Here is an 18,646-nt window from a genome sequence, read left to right on the forward strand (position 1 = left end):
CCGGCATAGCTTTCCGCTAAACCGCTCCGTTGGCTTTTCGCCGCTGAAGCGGCTCCCACATTTTCCCGATTACTCGCCCAGCGCCTCGCGCATGAACTCCGGCTGGGCCAGCGCGCCCTTGTGGATATCGGCGTTGTAGTACTTGGTCGGGAAGTTCTTGCTGATCGCGCCGCGCTCGCGGAAGCCCGACAGATCGCCGTCCTTGCGAGCCATGGTGCAGCTCCACCAGCCGGTGGGGTAGCACGGCTGCGGGAAGGGCAGGGTGCGCACGGCCTTGAAGCCGGTGGTGCGCATGGCCGAACGCATGGCCTTGATCAGCTCGATGTGCGCCATCGGCGACTCCGACTGCTGGACCAGGATGCCGCCATGGCGCAGGGCCTTGTAGCAGCTGGCGTAGAAGGCCGCGTTGAACAGGCCTTCGGCCGGACCGACCGGGTCGGTCGAGTCGACGATGATCAGGTCGATCGACTCCGGCGCCGCCTCGGCCATGTACTTGATGCCGTCGATGAAGAGCAGCTCGGCGCGCGGGTCGTTATTGGCTTCGCACAGCTCCGGGAAGTACTCCTCGGCCAGGCGGGTGACGCGCTCGTCGATCTCGACCTGGGTGGCACTCTCGACTTCCTCGTGCTTGAGCACCTCGCGTAGCGTGCCGCAGTCGCCGCCACCGATGATCACGACGCGCTTGGCGCGGGCGTGGGTGAACAGCGCCGGGTGGGTCATCATCTCGTGGTACAGGAAGTTGTCGCGGCCGGTGAGCATCACGCAGCCGTCGATCACCATCAGGTTGCCCCAGTCGGTGGTCTGGTAGATCTCGATCGTCTGGAACTCGGTCTTCTCGGCGTGCAACAGGCGCTCGACGCGGAAACCGATGGAGGAGCCCGAAGCCTGGTGGGCTTCGGTAAACCAGCTGAGCTGCTGCTGCGACATGACGCTGTTCCTGCAAACGGGAAGGGGATCGAAAGCGGGGATTGTACCGGCTCCGGGCAGTGAAGCGGCCACCGGCCTCGGCCTGACAGGCTTGTAGGTGTTACCCCACGGGTCCCCGGGCGATACACGGATGTCATGGCGGCCCGGTACAATACGCGGTCTGCCGGTGGTCGCCCCGCCGCGCAGGCCCAGTCTGGTTGGCCCCGCGGCGTGCGAGGCTCCCGGCCGCCAGGCCCGCTTCAGGTCAAAGTTCGCCGCTGCGACTGTTCCGCGCACCCCCGATGGGGGACACGACACAATCACCTGGAGATCTTCGCCCATGGCGAACTGGACCACCGACCGCGCCAAGTCGACCTACGCAATTCCTTACTGGAGCAACGGCTACGTCGACGTTGCCGATGACGGCCACCTGCTCATGTGCCCCCGTGGCGAGGAGGGCCCGGCCCTCGACCTGCCGGCCATCGTCGATCAGGCCACGAGTGAAGGCCTGCGCCTGCCGCTGCTCATTCGTTTCCCCGATATCCTCGCCGATCGTCTCGCCCGCCTGCAGCAGGCCTTCGCCAAGGCGATCGACGATGTCGACTACGCCGGCTCCTACACGGCGATCTACCCGATCAAGGTCAACCAGCAGCGCGGCGTGGTCAGCGAACTGGTCGCGGCCGGCGAGCAGGGCTTCGGTCTCGAGGCAGGCTCCAAGCCCGAGCTGATGGCCGTGCTGGCGCAGGCACGCCCGGGCAGCATGGTGGTCTGCAATGGCTACAAGGACCGCGAGTACATCCGCCTGGCCCTCATTGGCCTCAAGCTCGGCCTGCGCGTCCACATCGTGATCGAGAAGCTGTCCGAGCTCGACCACGTCTTCGCCGAGGCCAAGGCGCTCGATGTCGAGCCCCTGCTCGGCGTGCGTGTGCGACTGGCCTCGATCGGTGCCGGCAAGTGGCAGAACACCGGTGGCGACAAGGGCAAGTTCGGTCTCAGCCCGGGTCAGATCCTCGAGCTGATCGAGCGCCTGGACGCGGCCGGCCTCAAGCACACGCTGAAACTGCAGCACTTTCATATGGGTTCGCAGATCTCCAACGTGCGCGACATCGCCGCGGGCATGCGCGAAGCCGTGCGCTACTTCGTCGAGCTGCATCGCCTGGGCGTGCCGATCGAGATCGTGGACGTGGGCGGCGGCCTGGGCGTCGATTACGAAGGCACCCGCTCGCGCAGCTATAACTCGATCAACTACAGCCTGGGCCAGTACGCGGCGAGCATCGTCCAGCCCCTGGCCGAGGCGGTCGCCGAGCACGGCATGAAGGCGCCGGTCATCTTCACCGAGTCGGGTCGTGCCATGACGGCCCATCATGCGGTGATGATCGTCAACGTGAGCGAAGTGGAGCCGGTGCCCCAGGGTGCCGTGCCCGCAGGCCGCCCGGGCGAGCCCAGCGTGCTCCGCCACCTTCGCGAAACCCACGCCGAGCTGGACTCGCGTCCACCGCTGGAACTGTTCCACGAAGCCCAGCACCACCTGGCCGAAGGTCTCTCGCTGTACGCGCTCGGCCAGCTGGACCTGCGCGACCGCGCCACGCTCGACGAACTTTTCTACGCCATCGCCAACGCCGTGCGTCCGCGCCTGCTGCCGGCGGAGCGTGCGCACCGCCAGGCGCTGGACGACCTCGACGAGAAGCTGGTCGACAAGTACTTCGTCAACTTCTCCGTGTTCGAATCCGTGCCGGATATCTGGGCGATCGACCAGATCTTCCCGATCGTGCCGATCTCGCGGCTCGATGAAGAGCCGACGCGCCGTGGTGTCATCGCCGACCTGACGTGCGACTCGGACGGACGCATCGATCACTACGTCGATGCCGAGGGCGTGGACGTGAGCCTGCCCCTGCACGCGCTGAACGAGCGCGAGTCCTATCGCCTGGGCATCTTCATGGTCGGCGCGTACCAGGAGACCCTGGGCGACATCCACAACCTGTTCGGCGACACCGACGCGGTGAACGTGCGCGCCACGGCTCATGGTTATGAGTTCGCCCACATCCGCCGTGGCGACACGACGGACCTGATGCTCGACTACGTGGGTTACGACCTCAAGGCGCTGCGCCAGTCGTACGTCGACCGTCTTGCAGCGGCCGGCATCGTGGGTGCCCTGGCCGAGGAACTGTACGCCTCGCTCGACAAGGGACTCACGGGCTACACCTATCTCGCGGAGACCACGGCATGAGCATCAAGGCAGCGTTTATCGGACTCGGCGCCATGGGCGCGCCCATGGCCGGCCACCTCCACGCGAAGGGCCTGCTGGTCGCGGTCGGCAATCGCACCCAGGCTCGCGCCGAGGCGCTGGCGAAGGAACTCGGCGTGGCGGCGCCCGACCTCGCCGGGATGGCTGCCTCGGCCGATGTCATCGCCTTGTGCGTCAGTGCGGACGCTGACGTCATCAGCGTCGTGCAGGCCCTGGCGCCAACGATGAAGAAGGGCGGCGTCGTCATCGACCATTCCACCGTCGCCCCCGCCACCGCCAAGCGTGCCGCCCGGATGCTCGCGGACGTGGGCGTGGACTTCCTGGACGCGCCCGTGTCGGGCGGTGTGGAAGGCGCGAAGAACGGCAAGCTCTCGGTGATGGTCGGCGGCGACGCGGCCGTGCTCGAACGCGCCCGTCCGGTTCTCGAGGCCTACGGTGCACGGATCACGCACATGGGCGCGGTGGGAAGTGGACAGGCCACCAAGGCGGTCAATCAGGTCCTGGTGGCCGGCATCGCCCACGCGGTAACCGAAGGCCTCGCCCTCGGTGAGGCCCTCGGCCTCGAAGCGGATCGCCTGATTCCCACGCTCGCCGCCGGCGCGGCCGGCAACTGGTTCCTCGACAAGCGTGGCGCGACGATGCTGCGTAACGAGTTCTCGGTGGGATTCAAGCTGGCCCTGCTGCACAAGGACCTCGGCATCGTTCGTGGCATCGCCAGCGAGGCCGGGACCGACCGGACCATCATCGAGCAGTCGCTCGCCGACTTCGGCGAACTGATGGCCCAGGGATACGGCGACGACGACATCTCGGCGTTGATTCGTCTCAAGCGCGGCAGCTGACGTAGCGCGGCCGCTGAAAACAAAAAACCCGCCGTCGCCGGCGGGTTTTTTTTTGCAACGGCAGTGAGGAAATCCCTCAGCTGCCTTCCTTCAGGGCGATGGCGCTGATGCCTGCCGCCTGGAGATGCTGCTTGGTGCTTTCCAGGTCCGTGGCCGACTTGAACGGGCCAAGACGGACGCGGTTGTAGGTCTGGGCGCCGACCTTCACGGCCTGCACGTTGGCGACGAAGCCTTGTAGTGCCAGCTTGGCCTTCAGTGCTTCCGCGTCGGCGGCGCTCGGGAACGCGCCGACCTGGAGCAGGTAGCCCGAGGTGGCGGCCGGGGCGGCAGGCGCCTGCTGCGCCGGTGCGGCCGTGACCGTCTGCGTGGTGGCCTTTGGCAGGTTGGCCGCGGCGGCGGTGGCTTGCTGCTGCTGGGCGACCTCGGCCTTCTGGGCCGCCGCCTGCTGCTGGGCCGCCTGCTGCTGTTGCTGCTTCTGCTGCGCCTCGGCGCTGGCCTGCGCGCGGATTTCGGCATCCGGAATACGCACTTCCTTCTCGGAAAGCACGGAATAGAAATCGTACGACGGCTTCTTCGGCTTCTCGGGTTCGGTGGAGTCGACCACACCCGGATCGCTGCCCTTCTGCGCCGTGGCCTGCGGGTTTGGCTCGGGACCGTCGTGCTGGCGCATCATGGGCATCCACGTGCCGCGCATCGCGAATGCCATGAGCAGGGCGCCGGCGAGGATGCCGATCAGTGCCCAGCTCCAGCCCGGCATGCCGCTCGAGCCGTTGCGGACGGCCTGACGACCCTTTGCCTTCTTGCGTGTTGCCATTTACATGCTCTCCGGGGCGGAAATGCCCAGCAGATCCAGACCGTTCTTGATGACCTGTTGCGTCGCGGCGACCAGCACAAGACGGGCGTCACGCAGGTCGGCGTCGTCGACGATCCACTTGTGCTCGTGATAGTAGCTGTGCAGCGAGCCCGCGAGCTCACGCAGGTATTGCGCGATCAGGTGCGGTTCCAGGTTCGCCGCCGCCGACTCGACCATTTCCGGGTAGCGCGACAGCTCGACCATGAGCGCCTGCTCGTGCTCGGTGTCGAGCAGCGGCAGCTTCGCCAGTCCGTTGCCCCGGTCGCTCGACAGCCCGCGATCGGCCAACTCGCGGAACACGCGGCTGGCGCGGGCATGGGCGTACTGAATGTAGTAGACCGGGTTGTCGTTGCTCTGCGAACGCGCCAGGTCGATGTCGAAGACCAGCTGCGAGTCGGCTTTGCGCGCGATCAGGAAGTAACGGGTGGCGTCGCGGCCCGCTTCGTCGATGAGATCGCGCAGCGTGACGTAGGAGCCGGCCCGCTTGGAAATCTTCACTTCCTCACCGCCGCGCATCACCGTCACCATCTGGTGCAGCACGTATTCCGGCCACTGCTTCGGAATGCCCGTGTCGAGGGCCTGGAGGCCGGCCTTCACGCGCGCCAGCGAGCCGTGGTGGTCGGAGCCCAGCTCGGTGATGGCGCGCTCATAGCCGCGCTGCCACTTCGTGCGGTGATAGGCCACGTCGGGGAGGAAATAGGTGTAGGTGCCGTCGGACTTGCGCATGACGCGGTCCTTGTCGTCACCGAAGTCCGTGGAGCGCAGCCACAGCGCGCCGCCCTCTTCATAGGTGTGACCGTGGGCGACCAGTTCGCGCACCGTTTCTTCCACCTTGCCCTCGCTGTACAGCGAGGACTCGAGGTAATAGACGTCGAAGCCGACGTCGAAGGCCTTGAGGTCGAGGTCCTGCTCGTGGCGCAGCGAGGCCACCGCGAAGCGGCGCACATCGTCGAGGTTATCGGCGTCGCCCGAGGCGACGACCGTCTCACCGTCGGCCTCGACAGACTCGCGCGCAAGGAAAGCACGGGCGACCTCGGCGATGTAGTCCCCGCGGTAGCCGGACTCCGGCCAGCCTGCCTCGTCCGGCGCGATGCCCTTGGCACGCGCCTGCGTGGACAGCGCCAGGTTGGCGATCTGTACGCCGGCGTCGTTGTAGTAGAACTCGCGCGTCACCTTCCAGCCGCTGGCCAGGAGGAGGCGGCTGATGCTGTCGCCGATGGCCGCGGCGCGACCATGGCCCACATGGAGTGGGCCGGTCGGGTTGGCCGAGACGAATTCCACGCCGGCCTGGCGGCCACCGCCATCCTGGTTGCTGCCGTACCGGGTCGTTTCGGCGAGCGCGCGGCCGATCTCGGCGTGAAACGCGGCCGGGGCCAGGAAAAAGTTGATGAACCCTGGCCCGGCGATCTCGGCCTTGCCCACCAGGTCAGACGCGGGGAGCGCCTCGACCAGGTCGGTGGCGATATCGCGCGGCTTACGACCGGCGGCCTTGGCCATCATCATGGCGACATTGGTCGCGAAATCGCCGTGCTCGCGGCTGCGTGTCCGCTCGATGACGAACGTCGGTGCGACGAAATCGGACGGCAGTTTGCCGGACTCCCGCAGAGCCCCGATGGCTTGCAGGACGAGTTGTTTGAGCTCTTGTTTCACGGGAGTCGGGACACGGATATGGAACCGGCAATCCTATCAGAAGGGGCGCCTGCGCCGGTCGCGCCAGCCCGTGCAGTTCATCCACAGGCCTGTGGATAACTCTGTGGGCAACAAAGGCCGAAACGGAAGCTGCAAGGCGCCTACAGGAAATGTCTTCGATGCGTAACAAGTAAAGACTTGCAAAATCATGTGTTTATAGCCGTGACCTCCGCGAGGACAGCAGATGTGACGCCCAAGTGGAAAACGGGGTCAATGTGCATAAGTCAATTCCTTCAAGGCGTCATCAGCTGTTTTTCGGCACGTCACGGCGCTGTAACTGGTTGTCGTCACAATTCGTCTTGTGCCCGGTGTCTCCCCGGCCGACGGCACAAGGGTTATCGACGCCCCTCCCTCGAAAGATGGCCCCCAGACGGCGCGAGCGGCACTCGCGCCGTCTTTTTTATGGGTAGTCAGAGCAGGCCCAGATCGGCCATCGAGACGGGATCGCCATGGCCGATCACGAGATGGTCGAGCACCCGGATGTCCATCAACCCCAGGGCTTCCACCAGCACCCGCGTGATGTCCCGATCGGCACGGCTGGGTTCGGCCACCCCGGACGGGTGGTTGTGCGCCAGGATGACCGCACTGGCGTGGTGGCGCAGGCAGGCCCTGACCACTTCGCGCGGGTACACACTCGCACCATCGATCGTGCCGCGGAACAACTCCTCGTACGCCAGCACGCGATGGCGGGTGTCCAGGAACAGCACGGCGAACACTTCGTGGGGCAGGTGGCGAAGCCGCGCCCGGAAGTACGCGGCGCTCTCGGCGGGGCTCTCGATGCGGGGTAGCTCGGCGAGGCCTTCGCCCAACGACCGCCGGGCCAGTTCGAGTGCCGCGATGATGCGCGCCCGTTTGGCTGGCCCGACGCCGTTGACGCGGGGCAGGTGGTCTGGATCGGCCAGCAGCCGCCCGAGACTACCGGCCTGGGTGAGCAGCACCCGGCCGGTGGCGACGGCATCACAGCCCGCGGTGCCGTGGCCGAGCAGGACGCCGATCAGTTCGGCGTCGGACAGCACGGCCACGCCATGGGCCAGCAAGCGCTCGCGGGGTCGCTCGCCTTCAGGCCATTGATGGATCGGCCTGGGCCGGTACATCGCGGGCTGCACGCCAGCATCGCGGACCTCGGTCCGATGGGAAGTCGTCCGCTTCATACGCTCGTATTCCCTGTCCTGCCATCTTGAGTGACGGCCCGACGGACAACTTAAGGTTGCGGGCATCGCCTTGGCGATAGAACGATTCTGAAAAAAGGGCTCCCTGAAATCCGTTAAGCTAACTGGCCCTCCGAAGCAGCGTCGTTCCGCCATGAGTCTTCGCCAGCGTCGCATCCTGATTGGCGTTACCGGTGGTATCGCCGCTTACAAGATCTGCGAACTCGTCCGTCGTCTTCGTGATCTCGAGGCCGAGGTGCGCGTCGTCATGACCGAAGGCGCCACCCACTTCGTCACGCCCACCACGTTCCAGGCCCTTTCCGGCCAGCCGGTGCGCGTCAGTCTGTGGGATGAGGCGGGCGAAGCCGCCATGGGCCATATCGAACTGGCGAAGTGGGCCGAGCGGGTGCTCATCGCCCCGGCCAGCGCCGACACCATCGCCCGACTCGCGCATGGCTTCGCCGACGACCTGCTTTCCACCGTGGTCCTGGCCACGGCCGCTCCCGTGTATATAGCGCCCGCCATGAACCAGCAGATGTGGGCGAACCTGGCGGTGCAGGCCAATGTCGGTACGTTGCGCGTTCGCGGCGTGGGGATCCTTGGCCCGGCCGACGGGGATCAGGCCTGCGGCGACATCGGCTCCGGGCGGATGCTGGAGCCCCACGAGTTGCGCGACATCCTGGTGGCTTCGTTCGGCGAACAACCGCTGCGTGGTCGTCGCGTGCTGGTCAGCGCCGGCCCCACGTACGAGGACATCGACCCGGTGCGCTTTATCGGCAACCGCAGTTCCGGGCGGATGGGCTTCGCCGTCGCCGCGGCCGCGCGCGATGCGGGCGCCGAGGTCACCCTCGTCGCCGGTCCGGTATCGCTGCCAACACCCGCTGGTGTAACCCGGATCGACGTGCGCAGTGCCCGCGACATGCAGGAAGCCGTACTCAAGGCGGCGCGCGGCAGCGACATCTATATCGGGGCGGCCGCGGTGGGCGATTACCGCCCGGTCGACACCGCCGACCACAAGCTGAAGAAGACCGACGGAAGCCCGCTTCGCCTCGAACTGGCGGAGAACCCGGACATCATCGCCTCGTTGGCGTCGCTTCCGGATCGTCCGTTCCTGGTCGGCTTCGCGGCGGAGACGAAGGAGCTGGCCGCGTATGCGCAGGACAAGATGCTTCGCAAGGGCATCGACATGATTGCGGCCAACGAGGTCGGTCCGGGGCGCGGCTTCGAAGTAGCGGAGAACGCCTTGCAGCTGTACTGGCGCGACGGCGGCGCCGCGTTGTCCCGGATGCCCAAGACGGAGCTGGCGCGCCGGCTCGTCGCGCATATCGCCCAACGTTTTCTCGCAGGCATCGGAACCTGAGCCTTGATCGATATCGAACTGAAGATTCTCGACGCCCGCCTGGGCGACACCATTCCCCTACCCGAGCCCGCGACCGATGGCAGCGCCGGCATGGACCTGAGGGCAGCGGTCGATGCCCCGGTGACGCTGTCCCCCGGCGAGAGCCTGCTGGTACCGACGGGTCTCGCCATCCATATCGGTGACCCCGCCTGGTGTGCGCTAATCGTGCCGAGGTCCGGGCTGGGTCATAAGCAGGGCCTGGTCATGGGCAACCTGGTCGGCGTGATCGATGCGGATTACCAGGGGCCTCTGATGATTTCGTGCTGGAATCGCGGAAACGCGATATTGACCATCACACCGGGTGACCGGATTGCGCAATTATTGCTGGTGCCGGTAGGACGGGCACGTTTGCGCGTCGTCGACGGGTTCAGCCCTTCGCAGCGGGGCGAAGGCGGATTTGGTTCGACGGGCGTTGGCTGACAGGTGACGGGGAGCAAGGGGCAGCATGGGGCGTAACGAGGGAGGGGCGAAGCGGGGGCTTCGTATCGATATGCGACGCGTGCTGCCGCTGATCGGCGCCACGTTGTTGATCGCCGGCGGCGCTTTCTGCGCCTGGCAGGCCTGGCTGATCGCCGATGAGAGCGATGCAGCCGAGCGCACGCGCCTGGCCCAGCGCCAGGCGGTGCATGACCTCGGCGACCTGTACGCCACCCGGCACAGCCAGCTCATGCGGGCCGTTACCGATCCGCAGGTGGCAGCAGGTATCGACGACCATGCCGCTACCGCCGCGCGCCTGCGCGCGCTCCTGCCGAACACGTCGAATATCGAGATCTACAGCGGCGGGCTGGACGAAGTGGTCCGCGCCAACTACCGCGAATTCGGCTACGCCAAGGCGGCCCAGCTGATGGCGGCGCTGGGCGCGACCGCGGCACCCCTCGCGTCGAGCTCGGTGCACGGCAGCGAACGCCGGCTCACCGTGGCCGAGCCGGTCAATGCCGACGGCGCCGTTCGCGCCTGGGTCTGGCTCGAATACCCCTTCGACGATATCCGCCAGAAGTTCATGGCGTCGTCCCCTTCCAGTGGCCGTCTCGAACTGCGCCAGGGCAACGGCGGCGACAGCCTCATGCTGGAGGCGGTCGGCTCGTCGTCCGGCGAGTTGTCACCGGACGGCCAGCAGGTTCCCGGCACGTCGCTCTACATCTATGCCATCTCGCCCAAGGCGTTCATCGTCATTCCGCACTCCGAGATGCTGGCCGTCCTCCTGACCCTCATCGGCGTCGGTGGTGGCGTGCTGCTGCTCTGGGCGCGGCAACGGCCGCAGCCGGTGGCCGAGCCGGAGCCCGAGGATGTCCTCGTCGCCGACGTTGGACGCAAGCCGCGCCTGCCGCCGGCGCCGATCCCCGGGTTGGCCGCCCCTTCTGCGCACGTGGCAAAGCCAGTGGCGCGCGCGCCCTCGGTGGCCCTCGATCCGGCGATCTTCCGTGCCTATGACATCCGCGGCATCGTCGGCACCCAGCTGACCGCCGACATCGCACGCCGTATCGGCCAGGCTATCGGTGGCCTGATGAACGAGCGTGGCCTGCGCGAAATCGTCGTGGGTCGGGATGGTCGCGTGTCGGGAGCCGAGTTGGCCGGCGCGCTCTCGGACGGCCTTCGCGCCGCCGGCATCGACGTGATCGATCTCGGCGCGGTACCGACCCCCGTGGCCTATTTCGCCGCGTTCCACTTCGGCACCGGCTGCGCCGTGTCGGTCACGGGAAGCCATAACCCGCCCGACCACAATGGCTTCAAGATCGTCGTCGGTGGTGAAACCCTCGCCGAGGGCGCCATCGCCGATCTGCACCGGCGCATCGCCGAGGGTCGTCTCGAGGAAGACGGCCTGGGAACATGGCGCGAGCAGTCGGTCATCGATGCCTACGTGGCGAAGATCGCCGGCGATGTCTCGGCGGAACGGCGCCTCAAGGTCGTGGTCGACGCCGGCAACGGTGTGGCTGGCGCGGTCGCACCCCGCGTGCTCGAGGAAATCGGTTGCGAAGTGGTGCCCTTGTACTGCGATGTGGACGGCACCTTCCCGAACCACCACCCGGACCCGTCCGATCCGCGCAACCTCGGTGACCTCATCGCCGCCGTCCATACGATCGGCGCGGATCTCGGCATCGCGTTCGATGGCGACGGCGATCGCATGGGCGTGGTGACCGCCAGCGGCGAGATCATCTACGCGGACCGCCTGCTCATGTTGTTCGCCCAGGACGTGCTCGCGCGCAACCCCGGCGCCACGGTGATCTTCGATGTGAAATGCACCGGGCACCTGCGCCGGGTGATCCAGGAATCGGCCGGCGTACCGCTCATGTGGCGCACCGGCCACTCGCTGATCAAGGCGAAGATGCGGGAAACGGGCGCGGCCCTGGCCGGCGAGATGAGCGGCCACTTTTTCTTCGCGGACAATAATCGCTGGTACGGCTTCGATGACGGCATCTATGCGGCCGCCCGCTTGCTCGAGATCGTCGCCGGCGATCTCGAGGAGCGCAGCGTCGCGGCGCTGTTCGAAGAGCTGCCGAGTAGCGTGTCCACGCCGGAGCTGCGTTTGCCGATGGAGGAGGGCGCGCCCTTCCGCTTCATCGAGGCGTTCCGTACGTCCGCCACGTTCGACGACGCGCGGGTCACGACGATCGACGGCATCCGGGTGGACTGGCCCGACGGCTGGGGCCTGGTTCGTGCGTCGAACACCTCACCGGCCCTGGTCTTCCGTTTCGACGCGGATACCGCCAAGGCACTGGAACGTGTGAAGCAGGCCTTCCGCCAGCGCTTGCTGGCGGTCGACCGGAGCCTGGTCCTGCCGTTCTGACCGGGTGATCAGCCGCCGTTGGCAGCGGCGGCTTTCAGCTGGCGGTAGTGCTGCAGCTGGCCGTCGATCTTCACCTTCGCCGCATCCCGGGAGGCCTGCTGGCGCTGGAGGGTGGCGCGAAGCGAGGCCACGGTGTTGCGCTGTTCGGTGATGCGCTGGGTGAGGTACGACGGCACCGGTTGCTTGGCGCGTTCCAGGTCGCCGGCACGCGTGAGCAGGTCGGCCAGCGCCTTCTCCTGCCCCTGCAGGTTCAGGCGGGTGGTGCGCGTAGCCTGATCGAAGTTGTCCAGTTCGGCGTTCTTCGCCGACATGAACGAGGTCTCGTTCGGGTAGGCGTTGAGCATCTGGTTGTCTTCGCGCTGGCGCTGCTGGTCGGCCTGTAAGGCAGCAGCCTGCTGGTCCGCGACTTTCTTCGCCGCGGCCCGTTCATCGGACGTCATCTGCCGATCCACGTGCCTGACGGTGACGCCCTGGGCGTTGACGACGTCATAGCCGGCCTGCATGGCTTCCTGCGTCAGGCTATCGCTGAAATAGGAATGACCGGCGGCGTCTTTCCACTTGTAGCGAAAGCCGTTGTTGTTGGCTGTGTTGTTGGCGCCGAAGGCTGCCGTGCCGAGGCACAGCGCCGCTCCCGCCAGGATGTAACGCACTGCACGCATGGTGTCCCCTCCTGTCGAGCGAGTATAGCCAGCGAGCGGCGTCAGATTGCGCAGGGGCGGCATGTGCTCCGGCCCCGCGTGACGCAGTCGCCGTTTTCTCAGGCCTTGACGCCGTACTGCTCGCGGTACGCCCCGAGCCGCCCGTATTCCGCGGCCAGCTCGGGCTTTTCACCCGCGTAGGTGAGGACATCGGCCAGGGTGGCGATCGCAATGACCGGAATGCCGAACTGGGCAGCCACTTCCTGTGCCGCCGACAGCTCGCCCTGTCCACGCTCCTGGCGATCGAGGGCAATGAGCACGCCCGCCGGTTCGGCGCCCTGCGCGCGGATCAGTTCGAGCGATTCGCGAACGGCCGTGCCCGCGGTCATCACATCGTCCACGATCAGCACGCGACCCTTCAATGGCGCACCGACGAGCGAGCCGCCTTCGCCGTGGGCCTTGGCTTCCTTGCGGTTGTAGGCCCAGGGCAGGTCGCGGTCCTGGGTATCGGCCAGCGCGATCGCCGTCGCGGCAGCCAGGGCGATGCCCTTGTAGGCCGGGCCGAACAGCATGTCGAACGGCACGCCCGATCGGGTGGCCGCTTCGGCGTAGGAGCGCCCGAGCCGGGCCAGCGCGGCACCGGAGTCGATCCGGCCCATGTTGAAGAAGTAGGGGCTGCTGCGGCCCGACTTCAGCGTGAATTCGCCGAAGCGAAGAACATCGCGGGCCAGGGTGAGCTCGATGAATTCGCGCTGGTAATCGTGCACGGCGGTCTCTCTCTCAGGGGTTCCAGGGGTGCAGCGGTCGCCACAGCACGAACTGCGGCCCCGCCAGCCCGCCATGGTACAGCTCACCGCTGTCGCGATAGCCGGCGCGGCGGTACACGTGAACGGCCGCTTCGTTGCGCAGGTTCACCGTCAGCAGGATGCGTTCGCGATCGGGATGGCGTCCGGCGACATAGGCGTGGATCGCATCCAGCGCGCGGCGTCCCAGACCTTCGCCCTGGCGGCTGGCGTCGATCATGAAGCTGCGCATGGCGACGGCCCCCTCGGCCAGGGGGTGATCGCCCAGGGCGGTGGCGCGCCGGTCGATCCGCACGTAGCCCACGACATCGTCGTCGACGACCAGGGCCAACGCCTCGCTGCCAGGACACAGGGCGACGTCGGCAAGAGAATCCTCAACACGTCCGACGAACGGCAGCTGCTCGTCCAGCACACGCAAGGCGAGCAGGGCAGGCCGCAGGCCGGCATCCACGGGCAAGACTCGAAGGGCACTATTCATGCCGCCATTATGGGCCCGGTATGATGGGCAGATTCGTCAAACGCACCCCAAGGTCCCATGCGCATCATTTCGCTGAACGCCAACGGTATCCGTTCCGCCGCCACCAAAGGCGTCTTCGAATGGCTGCGCGCCCAGGACGCCGACGTCGTCTGCCTGCAGGAAACCAAGGCGCAGGAAGCCCAGCTGTCCGACCCGATGTTCCGTCCGGATGGGCACCACTGCTTCTATCACGATGCCCGCAGCAAGAAGGGCTACAGCGGCGTCGCCATCTACTCGAAGCGCGAGCCCGACGAGGTGCGCGTTTCCCTGGGGCGCGAGGATTTCGACTGCGAAGGGCGTTACATCGAGGCGCGCTTCGGCAACCTCAGCGTGGTCTCCTTCTATATCCCGTCGGGGTCGTCGGGTGACGAGCGGCAGCAGTACAAGTTCCGCGTCATGGAATGGCTCACGCCGATCCTGCGCGAGTGGGCGGCGAGTGGTCGCGAGTACGTCCTCTGCGGCGACTGGAACATCGTCCACACCAGGAACGACATCAAGAACTGGACGTCGAACCAGAAGAATTCCGGCTGTCTTCCCGAAGAGCGCGCCTGGCTCGACCTGCTTTTCAAGGAGATCGGCTGGGTGGACAGCTTCCGCGCGATCAAACCCGACGCCGTCGAGTACACCTGGTGGTCCAACCGTGGCGCGGCGCGGGCGAACAACGTGGGTTGGCGCATCGACTACCAGATCGTGACGCCGGGCATGGGCGCGCGGGCGCGCGAGTGCGCCATCTATCGCGATGAGCGCTTCTCCGACCACGCACCCTATACCGTGGATTACGCAGAGTGACCGAAGTGGCCGGTGTGGCCCGTTACAAGGGGCTGCGCGGCGTGGCCGCGGCGTTTGCCCAGCCGGGTGCGGTGACCATGCTGTTCTTCGGCCTGGCCTCGGGCCTGCCGTTCCTGCTGGTCGGCAACACGCTCTCGGCCTGGCTGAAGGAGTCGGGTGTCGACTACGGTGCCATCGGCCTGGCGAGCTATGTCACCTTCAGCTACAACTTCAAGTTCCTCTGGGCGCCGCTGGTCGACAAGTTTCGGCTGCCGCTGTTCTGCCGACTGGGCCAGCGCCGCGGCTGGTTGATGTTCGCCTTGTTGTTGCTGGCCGCGGGGCTGTTGTCGATGGCCTTCATGCCGCCGACGGCATCGCTGCCACGCTTTGTCGGCGCGACGATCCTGGCCGCCTTCGCGGGTGCGACGATCGACATCGTCGTCGATGCGTATCGCGTCGAGATCGCACCGATCGAAGCGCAGGGCGCGCTGGCCGCGACCTACACCCTGGGCTATCGCTTCGGCCTGATCGCGAGCGGGGCCGGCATCCTGCTGATCGCCGATCAGGTGGGCTGGCAACGCGGGTACATGGCCATCTGCCTGCTTCTCATCGTGCCGATCGTGACCGTGCTGATCGCTCGTGAACCCGAGCACCGGGTGCGCGAGCGCCTGCCACTGCGTCTCGCGATCCAGGAAGGCTTCATCGGGCCCTTCCGCGACTTCTTCTCGCGGTACGGCATGGGGCTGGCGCTTGGGCTGCTCCTGTTCGTCGCCCTGTTCCGCCTGCCCGACCAGATGCTCGGGGTCATGGCCTACCCGTTCTACCTCGATGCGGGCTTCACCAAGACGCAGATCGCGGAGGTCTCGAAGGTCTACGGCGTGATCATCGGCATCGCCGGTGCCTTGCTGGGCGGCTGGGCGGTTACCCGCTTCGAGATGCGCCGCCTGCTGGTCGTTGCGGCCCTGGGCGTCGCCTTGTCCAACATGCTCTACCTGTTGATGGCGCAGAACCCCGGGCAGACCTGGGCCTTCGTCGTGACCCTGTCGGGCGACAACTTTGCGCAAGGTTTTGCGGGGCCGGTCCTCGTCGCCTTCATGTCGGGGCTGGTCAACCGCAGCTTCACCGCCACGCAGTACGCCTTACTCAGCTCGCTGGCGAACCTGCCCGGCAAAGTGATCGGCGGGATGTCCGGTTTCCTCGTCAAGGATTCCGGTTATTCCGCCCTCTTTGTCATCAGTACGGTCTCCATCGTGCCCACGCTGCTGGTGCTGGGCCTGCTCTGGCGCCGCCTGCCGACCCCAACGGACAGGCCGTAAGACCAGCACAACGAATTGCCAAAACTGTGTAAGATCTGCCGCACAGGGGGCATGCGCGAGGAGGTAACGCACGTGCCAGATATCGTGGTGCGACACATCGACGAGCAGATGGCCGAGCGAATCAAGACGCTCGCGCGCGAACGCCGCTGGTCGATCAATGAGGTGATCCTGCACGCGCTGCGCTATGGCCTCGGCCTCAGCGCAGGCGATGTGTTCAGCGAGCTGCTGCTGCAGCCCGGCGATATCGCGCACCTGACCGGGGCGTGGGATGCCGAGGAGCAGGCGGCGTTCCAGGAAGCCCTGGCCGCCCTCGCCCAGGCATCGCCTTCGTCTCTCATCAATGCGGCGCAGCGTCAGGCCAGCGTGCCCGACGAATCGTTCTGAGGCTCAGGGCGCCGCGTAAAGCGCGCCCAGCAGGCGTGGGCCGCGTGCGCCCGTGACGCTCGCCAGATTGCCGGGTTCGCCGCGAACGCGGCGGTAGGCAAGCCATGCGAAGGCCATGGCTTCCATGAAATCCGGATCGATGCCGAACGCCTTGCTCGTCACCAGCGTTCGCCCCGGCATGCGCTCGGCCAACGCTTGCATCAGGGCCGTGTTATGCACGCCTCCGCCGCAGGCGACGACCTCACTGGCATCGCCGGCATAGCGTTCGATGGCGTCCACGATCGATACCGCGCTCAACGCCAGCAGGGTGGCCTGAACATCCTCCGGGCTACTGTCGGCGACACGGGGATGACCATCCAGCCATGCGAGATGGAAGTGCTCGCGACCGGTGCTCTTCGGCGGCGGCAACACGAAGTACGCATCGTCGAGCAATTCGCCGAGCAGGGTCGTGTCGACGGTACCGGATGCAGCGAAGCGACCGTCGCGGTCGAAGGCTTCGCCGCGGTGGCGCAGGCACCACGCATCCATCAGTCCATTGGCCGGGCCGGTGTCGAGGCCGGAAACCTCGCCATGGGCAGATAGCCGCGTGACATTGGCGATGCCGCCCAGGTTGAGCACGGCACGCGCGCCCGTAGCGGGACGCAGCACCGTGGCATGAAAAGCGGGGACCAGGGGCGCACCCTGGCCGCCGGCAGCCACGTCGGCACGACGGAAATCAGCGATGGTGTCGATGCCGCTGCGCTCGGCGATGACCGACGGATCGCCGATCTGCAGCGTGAACGGCAGCGGGCCATCGGGCCGGTGGCGAATGGTCTGCCCATGCGACCCGATGGCTTTCACCGCGGTGGATGAGACCCTCGCCCTTTCGAGTACGGCCTGCGCCGCATCGGTGAACGCGTGGGCTACGGCGACATCGAGACGGCCGTAGTCGTCCAGGGCGAGACGGTCTTCATCCTGCGCCACGGCGAGGATGCGCCGGCGCAGGGTGTCGTCCCAGGGATGCGTGAGGCCAGCCACGAGGGACGGGCGTCCCTCGTCGAAGCGGACCAGCGCGGCGTCAATGCCGTCAGCGCTGGTCCCGGAAATCAGGCCCAGGTACAGACCATCGTCGTTAGGCACGACTCAGTCGTCGCTGCGCGATGCCGTATCGGCCCGCGCAAGTTTGGTGTTGTTATCGACCTGGTTAAGGCGGGCCAGCTGCGGGGCGACCACTTCCTTCTTGAACTTCGCCAGCTGCGCCGCCGGGAGCGGCTCCGGCTTCGGCAGGGTCACCGTCTGCGGATCGCGCTGCACGTTGTTCACACGGAATTCGTAGTGCAGGTGCGGGCCGGTGGCCAGGCCGGTCATGCCGACGAAGCCGATGGTGTTGCCCTGGCTGACACGCTGGCCCACACGAAGGTTGGCGAAGCGGGACATGTGACCGTAAGCGGTGCTGATCGTCGCGTTGTGCTGGATGACCACGAAGTTGCCGTAGCCATTCATCCAGCCGCGGAACTTGACCACGCCATCGCCCGCGGCATGAATCGGCGTGCCCGTCGGGGCGGCGTAGTCGACACCCTTATGGGCGCGCATCGTGCCGAGGATCGGGTGCATGCGACCGGCGCTGAACTGCGAGGAGATGCGCGTGAAGTCGACCGGGATGCGCAGGAAGGAGCCGGTGAGCGGGCGACCCTCTTCGCTGAAATAGCTCCACTTGCCGTCGGCGTTCTTGAAGCGATAGGCGGTATAGCGCTTGCCCTGGTTGACGAACTCGGCGGCGACGATGTCGCCCTCGCGCAGGTACGAACCGTCGCTGTAGACGTCGTCATAGATGACGGTGAAATCGTCGCCGACACGCAGGTCCTGCACGAAGTCGATATCGAACTTGAACACCTCGGCGAGCTTCAGCACCATCGCGTTGCTCATGCCCGCCTTGGACGCCGCACCGAACAGCGAGCTGTCGATGACGCCATGGGAGATGTGCTCGCGGCGCTGTACGTCGCGGGTCTTCGTGGTGAGTTGGGGGGAAGCGCCGTCGAGACGCAAGGTGGCGATGGTCGCCTCGTCCTGGTCGAAGCGCACGCCCTTGAGCGTGTGATCGCCACCGACGAGGAACTGGAATTCCTGGCCCGGCTTGATCTGGTGGAAGACTTTCGTGCCGCCCGAGCCGTCGATCACGTGCTGGAGGTCGGTCATCGACAGGCCCTGGGCCAGGAAGATGTCGGCGAGGGTCTCGCCCGGATGGACCTGCACGGTCTGCCATTCTTCAACGGGGACGATCGGTTTGATCGTGGCCGGATCCATCTTTGGCAAGGCAAGCGGGACGATCGCGTGGTCGAGCGGGTCGATGCTGGCCGCGACCGCGGTGGCGACCGTG

The 18,646-nt window shown here is 66.6% G+C and carries 17 protein-coding genes (1 of these 17 running past the window's edge); 8 read left to right on the forward strand and 9 right to left on the reverse strand.

Features of this window, described 5'->3' with window-relative positions:
- Positions 1-69: 69 nt before the first annotated feature.
- Entirely contained in the window at positions 70-927 is an 858-nt protein-coding gene (gene speE / locus BJI69_RS08500) for a polyamine aminopropyltransferase (protein WP_046969424.1), read from the reverse strand.
- A 319-nt stretch (positions 928-1,246) separates the two neighbouring features.
- Here speE and speA point away from each other — a divergent pair, with 319 nt between their 5' ends.
- Positions 1,247-3,133 (forward strand): arginine decarboxylase, encoded by a 1,887-nt coding sequence (gene speA, locus BJI69_RS08505; protein ID WP_046969425.1) that lies wholly within the window; start codon positions 1,247-1,249, stop codon positions 3,131-3,133.
- Positions 3,130-3,990, forward strand: coding sequence for an NAD(P)-dependent oxidoreductase (locus tag BJI69_RS08510; protein WP_078023106.1), 861 nt, complete (start codon positions 3,130-3,132; stop codon positions 3,988-3,990). Before speA ends, BJI69_RS08510 begins: the two co-directional genes overlap by 4 nt.
- A 76-nt stretch (positions 3,991-4,066) precedes the next feature.
- Here the strand turns inward: BJI69_RS08510 and BJI69_RS08515 are convergent, their stop codons facing one another.
- From BJI69_RS08515 to radC, 3 genes are all read right to left on the reverse strand, one after another.
- A complete protein-coding gene (locus BJI69_RS08515) occupies positions 4,067-4,804 on the reverse strand; it encodes an SPOR domain-containing protein (protein ID WP_046969426.1) in 738 nt (245 codons plus the stop codon).
- A complete protein-coding gene (argS, locus tag BJI69_RS08520; RefSeq protein WP_046969427.1) occupies positions 4,805-6,493 on the reverse strand; it encodes an arginine--tRNA ligase in 1,689 nt (562 codons plus the stop codon).
- Between the two features lie 449 nt (positions 6,494-6,942).
- Positions 6,943-7,626 (reverse strand): RadC family protein, encoded by a 684-nt coding sequence (gene radC, locus BJI69_RS08525; RefSeq protein WP_046969440.1) that lies wholly within the window; start codon positions 7,624-7,626, stop codon positions 6,943-6,945.
- Between the two features lie 208 nt (positions 7,627-7,834).
- On the opposite strand from radC, the gene coaBC reads away from it, so the two are divergent.
- Genes coaBC through BJI69_RS08540 form a run of 3 tightly spaced genes read left to right on the forward strand, consistent with a single transcriptional unit; the run spans position 7,835 to position 11,864 of the window.
- Positions 7,835-9,040, forward strand: coding sequence for a bifunctional phosphopantothenoylcysteine decarboxylase/phosphopantothenate--cysteine ligase CoaBC (coaBC, locus tag BJI69_RS08530; protein ID WP_046969428.1), 1,206 nt, complete (start codon positions 7,835-7,837; stop codon positions 9,038-9,040).
- Positions 9,041-9,043: 3 nt separating this feature from the next.
- The gene (dut, locus tag BJI69_RS08535) at positions 9,044-9,499 is read left to right on the forward strand and encodes a dUTP diphosphatase (protein ID WP_046969429.1); all 456 of its coding nucleotides are present in this window, start codon (positions 9,044-9,046) and stop codon (positions 9,497-9,499) included.
- 25 nt (positions 9,500-9,524) lie between these two features.
- Entirely contained in the window at positions 9,525-11,864 is a 2,340-nt protein-coding gene (locus BJI69_RS08540; RefSeq protein ID WP_071924908.1) for a phosphomannomutase/phosphoglucomutase, read from the forward strand.
- Between the two features lie 8 nt (positions 11,865-11,872).
- Here the strand turns inward: BJI69_RS08540 and BJI69_RS08545 are convergent, their stop codons facing one another.
- The 3 genes from BJI69_RS08545 to BJI69_RS08555 form a co-directional block, all read right to left on the reverse strand.
- Positions 11,873-12,523, reverse strand: a complete 651-nt coding sequence (locus BJI69_RS08545; protein WP_046969698.1) for a hypothetical protein — start codon at positions 12,521-12,523, stop codon at positions 11,873-11,875.
- Positions 12,524-12,621: 98 nt separating this feature from the next.
- Positions 12,622-13,269, reverse strand: coding sequence for an orotate phosphoribosyltransferase (pyrE, locus tag BJI69_RS08550; protein WP_046969697.1), 648 nt, complete (start codon positions 13,267-13,269; stop codon positions 12,622-12,624).
- 13 nt (positions 13,270-13,282) lie between these two features.
- The gene (locus BJI69_RS08555) at positions 13,283-13,783 is read right to left on the reverse strand and encodes a GNAT family N-acetyltransferase (protein ID WP_046969696.1); all 501 of its coding nucleotides are present in this window, start codon (positions 13,781-13,783) and stop codon (positions 13,283-13,285) included.
- Between the two features lie 57 nt (positions 13,784-13,840).
- On the opposite strand from BJI69_RS08555, the gene BJI69_RS08560 reads away from it, so the two are divergent.
- The 3 genes from BJI69_RS08560 to BJI69_RS08570 all read left to right on the forward strand — a co-directional run bounded on the left by BJI69_RS08560 (position 13,841) and on the right by BJI69_RS08570 (position 16,290).
- Positions 13,841-14,611, forward strand: coding sequence for an exodeoxyribonuclease III (locus BJI69_RS08560; RefSeq protein ID WP_046969695.1), 771 nt, complete (start codon positions 13,841-13,843; stop codon positions 14,609-14,611).
- Positions 14,608-15,906, forward strand: coding sequence for an AmpG family muropeptide MFS transporter (locus BJI69_RS08565; RefSeq protein WP_046969694.1), 1,299 nt, complete (start codon positions 14,608-14,610; stop codon positions 15,904-15,906). Before BJI69_RS08560 ends, BJI69_RS08565 begins: the two co-directional genes overlap by 4 nt.
- 72 nt (positions 15,907-15,978) lie before the next feature.
- Complete coding sequence (locus BJI69_RS08570) at positions 15,979-16,290, forward strand: hypothetical protein (protein WP_046969700.1); 312 nt, start codon at positions 15,979-15,981, stop codon at positions 16,288-16,290.
- Positions 16,291-16,293: 3 nt separating this feature from the next.
- Here the strand turns inward: BJI69_RS08570 and BJI69_RS08575 are convergent, their stop codons facing one another.
- Complete coding sequence (locus BJI69_RS08575) at positions 16,294-17,409, reverse strand: anhydro-N-acetylmuramic acid kinase (protein WP_046969693.1); 1,116 nt, start codon at positions 17,407-17,409, stop codon at positions 16,294-16,296.
- A gap of 3 nt (positions 17,410-17,412) precedes the next feature.
- Positions 17,413-18,646, reverse strand: the 3' portion of a protein-coding gene (locus tag BJI69_RS08580) for an OapA family protein (RefSeq protein WP_046969692.1). Its footprint extends 272 nt past the window's final position; the window shows 1,234 of its 1,506 coding nt (coding positions 273-1,506); its start codon lies off the right edge, out of view; its stop codon occupies positions 17,413-17,415.

Source organism: Luteibacter rhizovicinus DSM 16549, assembly GCF_001887595.1.
In the GTDB taxonomy this organism is placed as follows: Bacteria; Pseudomonadota; Gammaproteobacteria; order Xanthomonadales; family Rhodanobacteraceae; genus Luteibacter; species Luteibacter rhizovicinus.

Bases quoted from the DNA above. Each gene is read 5' to 3' on its own strand.
- speE (WP_046969424.1), bottom strand. From the start codon at position 927: ATGTCGCAGCAGCAGCTCAGCTGGTTTACCGAAGCCCACCAGGCTTCG.
- speA (WP_046969425.1), top strand. From the start codon at position 1,247: ATGGCGAACTGGACCACCGACCGCGCCAAGTCGACCTACGCAATTCCT.
- BJI69_RS08510 (WP_078023106.1), top strand. From the start codon at position 3,130: ATGAGCATCAAGGCAGCGTTTATCGGACTCGGCGCCATGGGCGCGCCC.
- BJI69_RS08515 (WP_046969426.1), bottom strand. From the start codon at position 4,804: ATGGCAACACGCAAGAAGGCAAAGGGTCGTCAGGCCGTCCGCAACGGC.
- radC (WP_046969440.1), bottom strand. From the start codon at position 7,626: ATGTACCGGCCCAGGCCGATCCATCAATGGCCTGAAGGCGAGCGACCC.
- coaBC (WP_046969428.1), top strand. From the start codon at position 7,835: ATGAGTCTTCGCCAGCGTCGCATCCTGATTGGCGTTACCGGTGGTATC.
- BJI69_RS08540 (WP_071924908.1), top strand. From the start codon at position 9,525: ATGGGGCGTAACGAGGGAGGGGCGAAGCGGGGGCTTCGTATCGATATG.
- BJI69_RS08545 (WP_046969698.1), bottom strand. From the start codon at position 12,523: ATGCGTGCAGTGCGTTACATCCTGGCGGGAGCGGCGCTGTGCCTCGGC.
- BJI69_RS08555 (WP_046969696.1), bottom strand. From the start codon at position 13,783: ATGAATAGTGCCCTTCGAGTCTTGCCCGTGGATGCCGGCCTGCGGCCT.
- BJI69_RS08560 (WP_046969695.1), top strand. From the start codon at position 13,841: ATGCGCATCATTTCGCTGAACGCCAACGGTATCCGTTCCGCCGCCACC.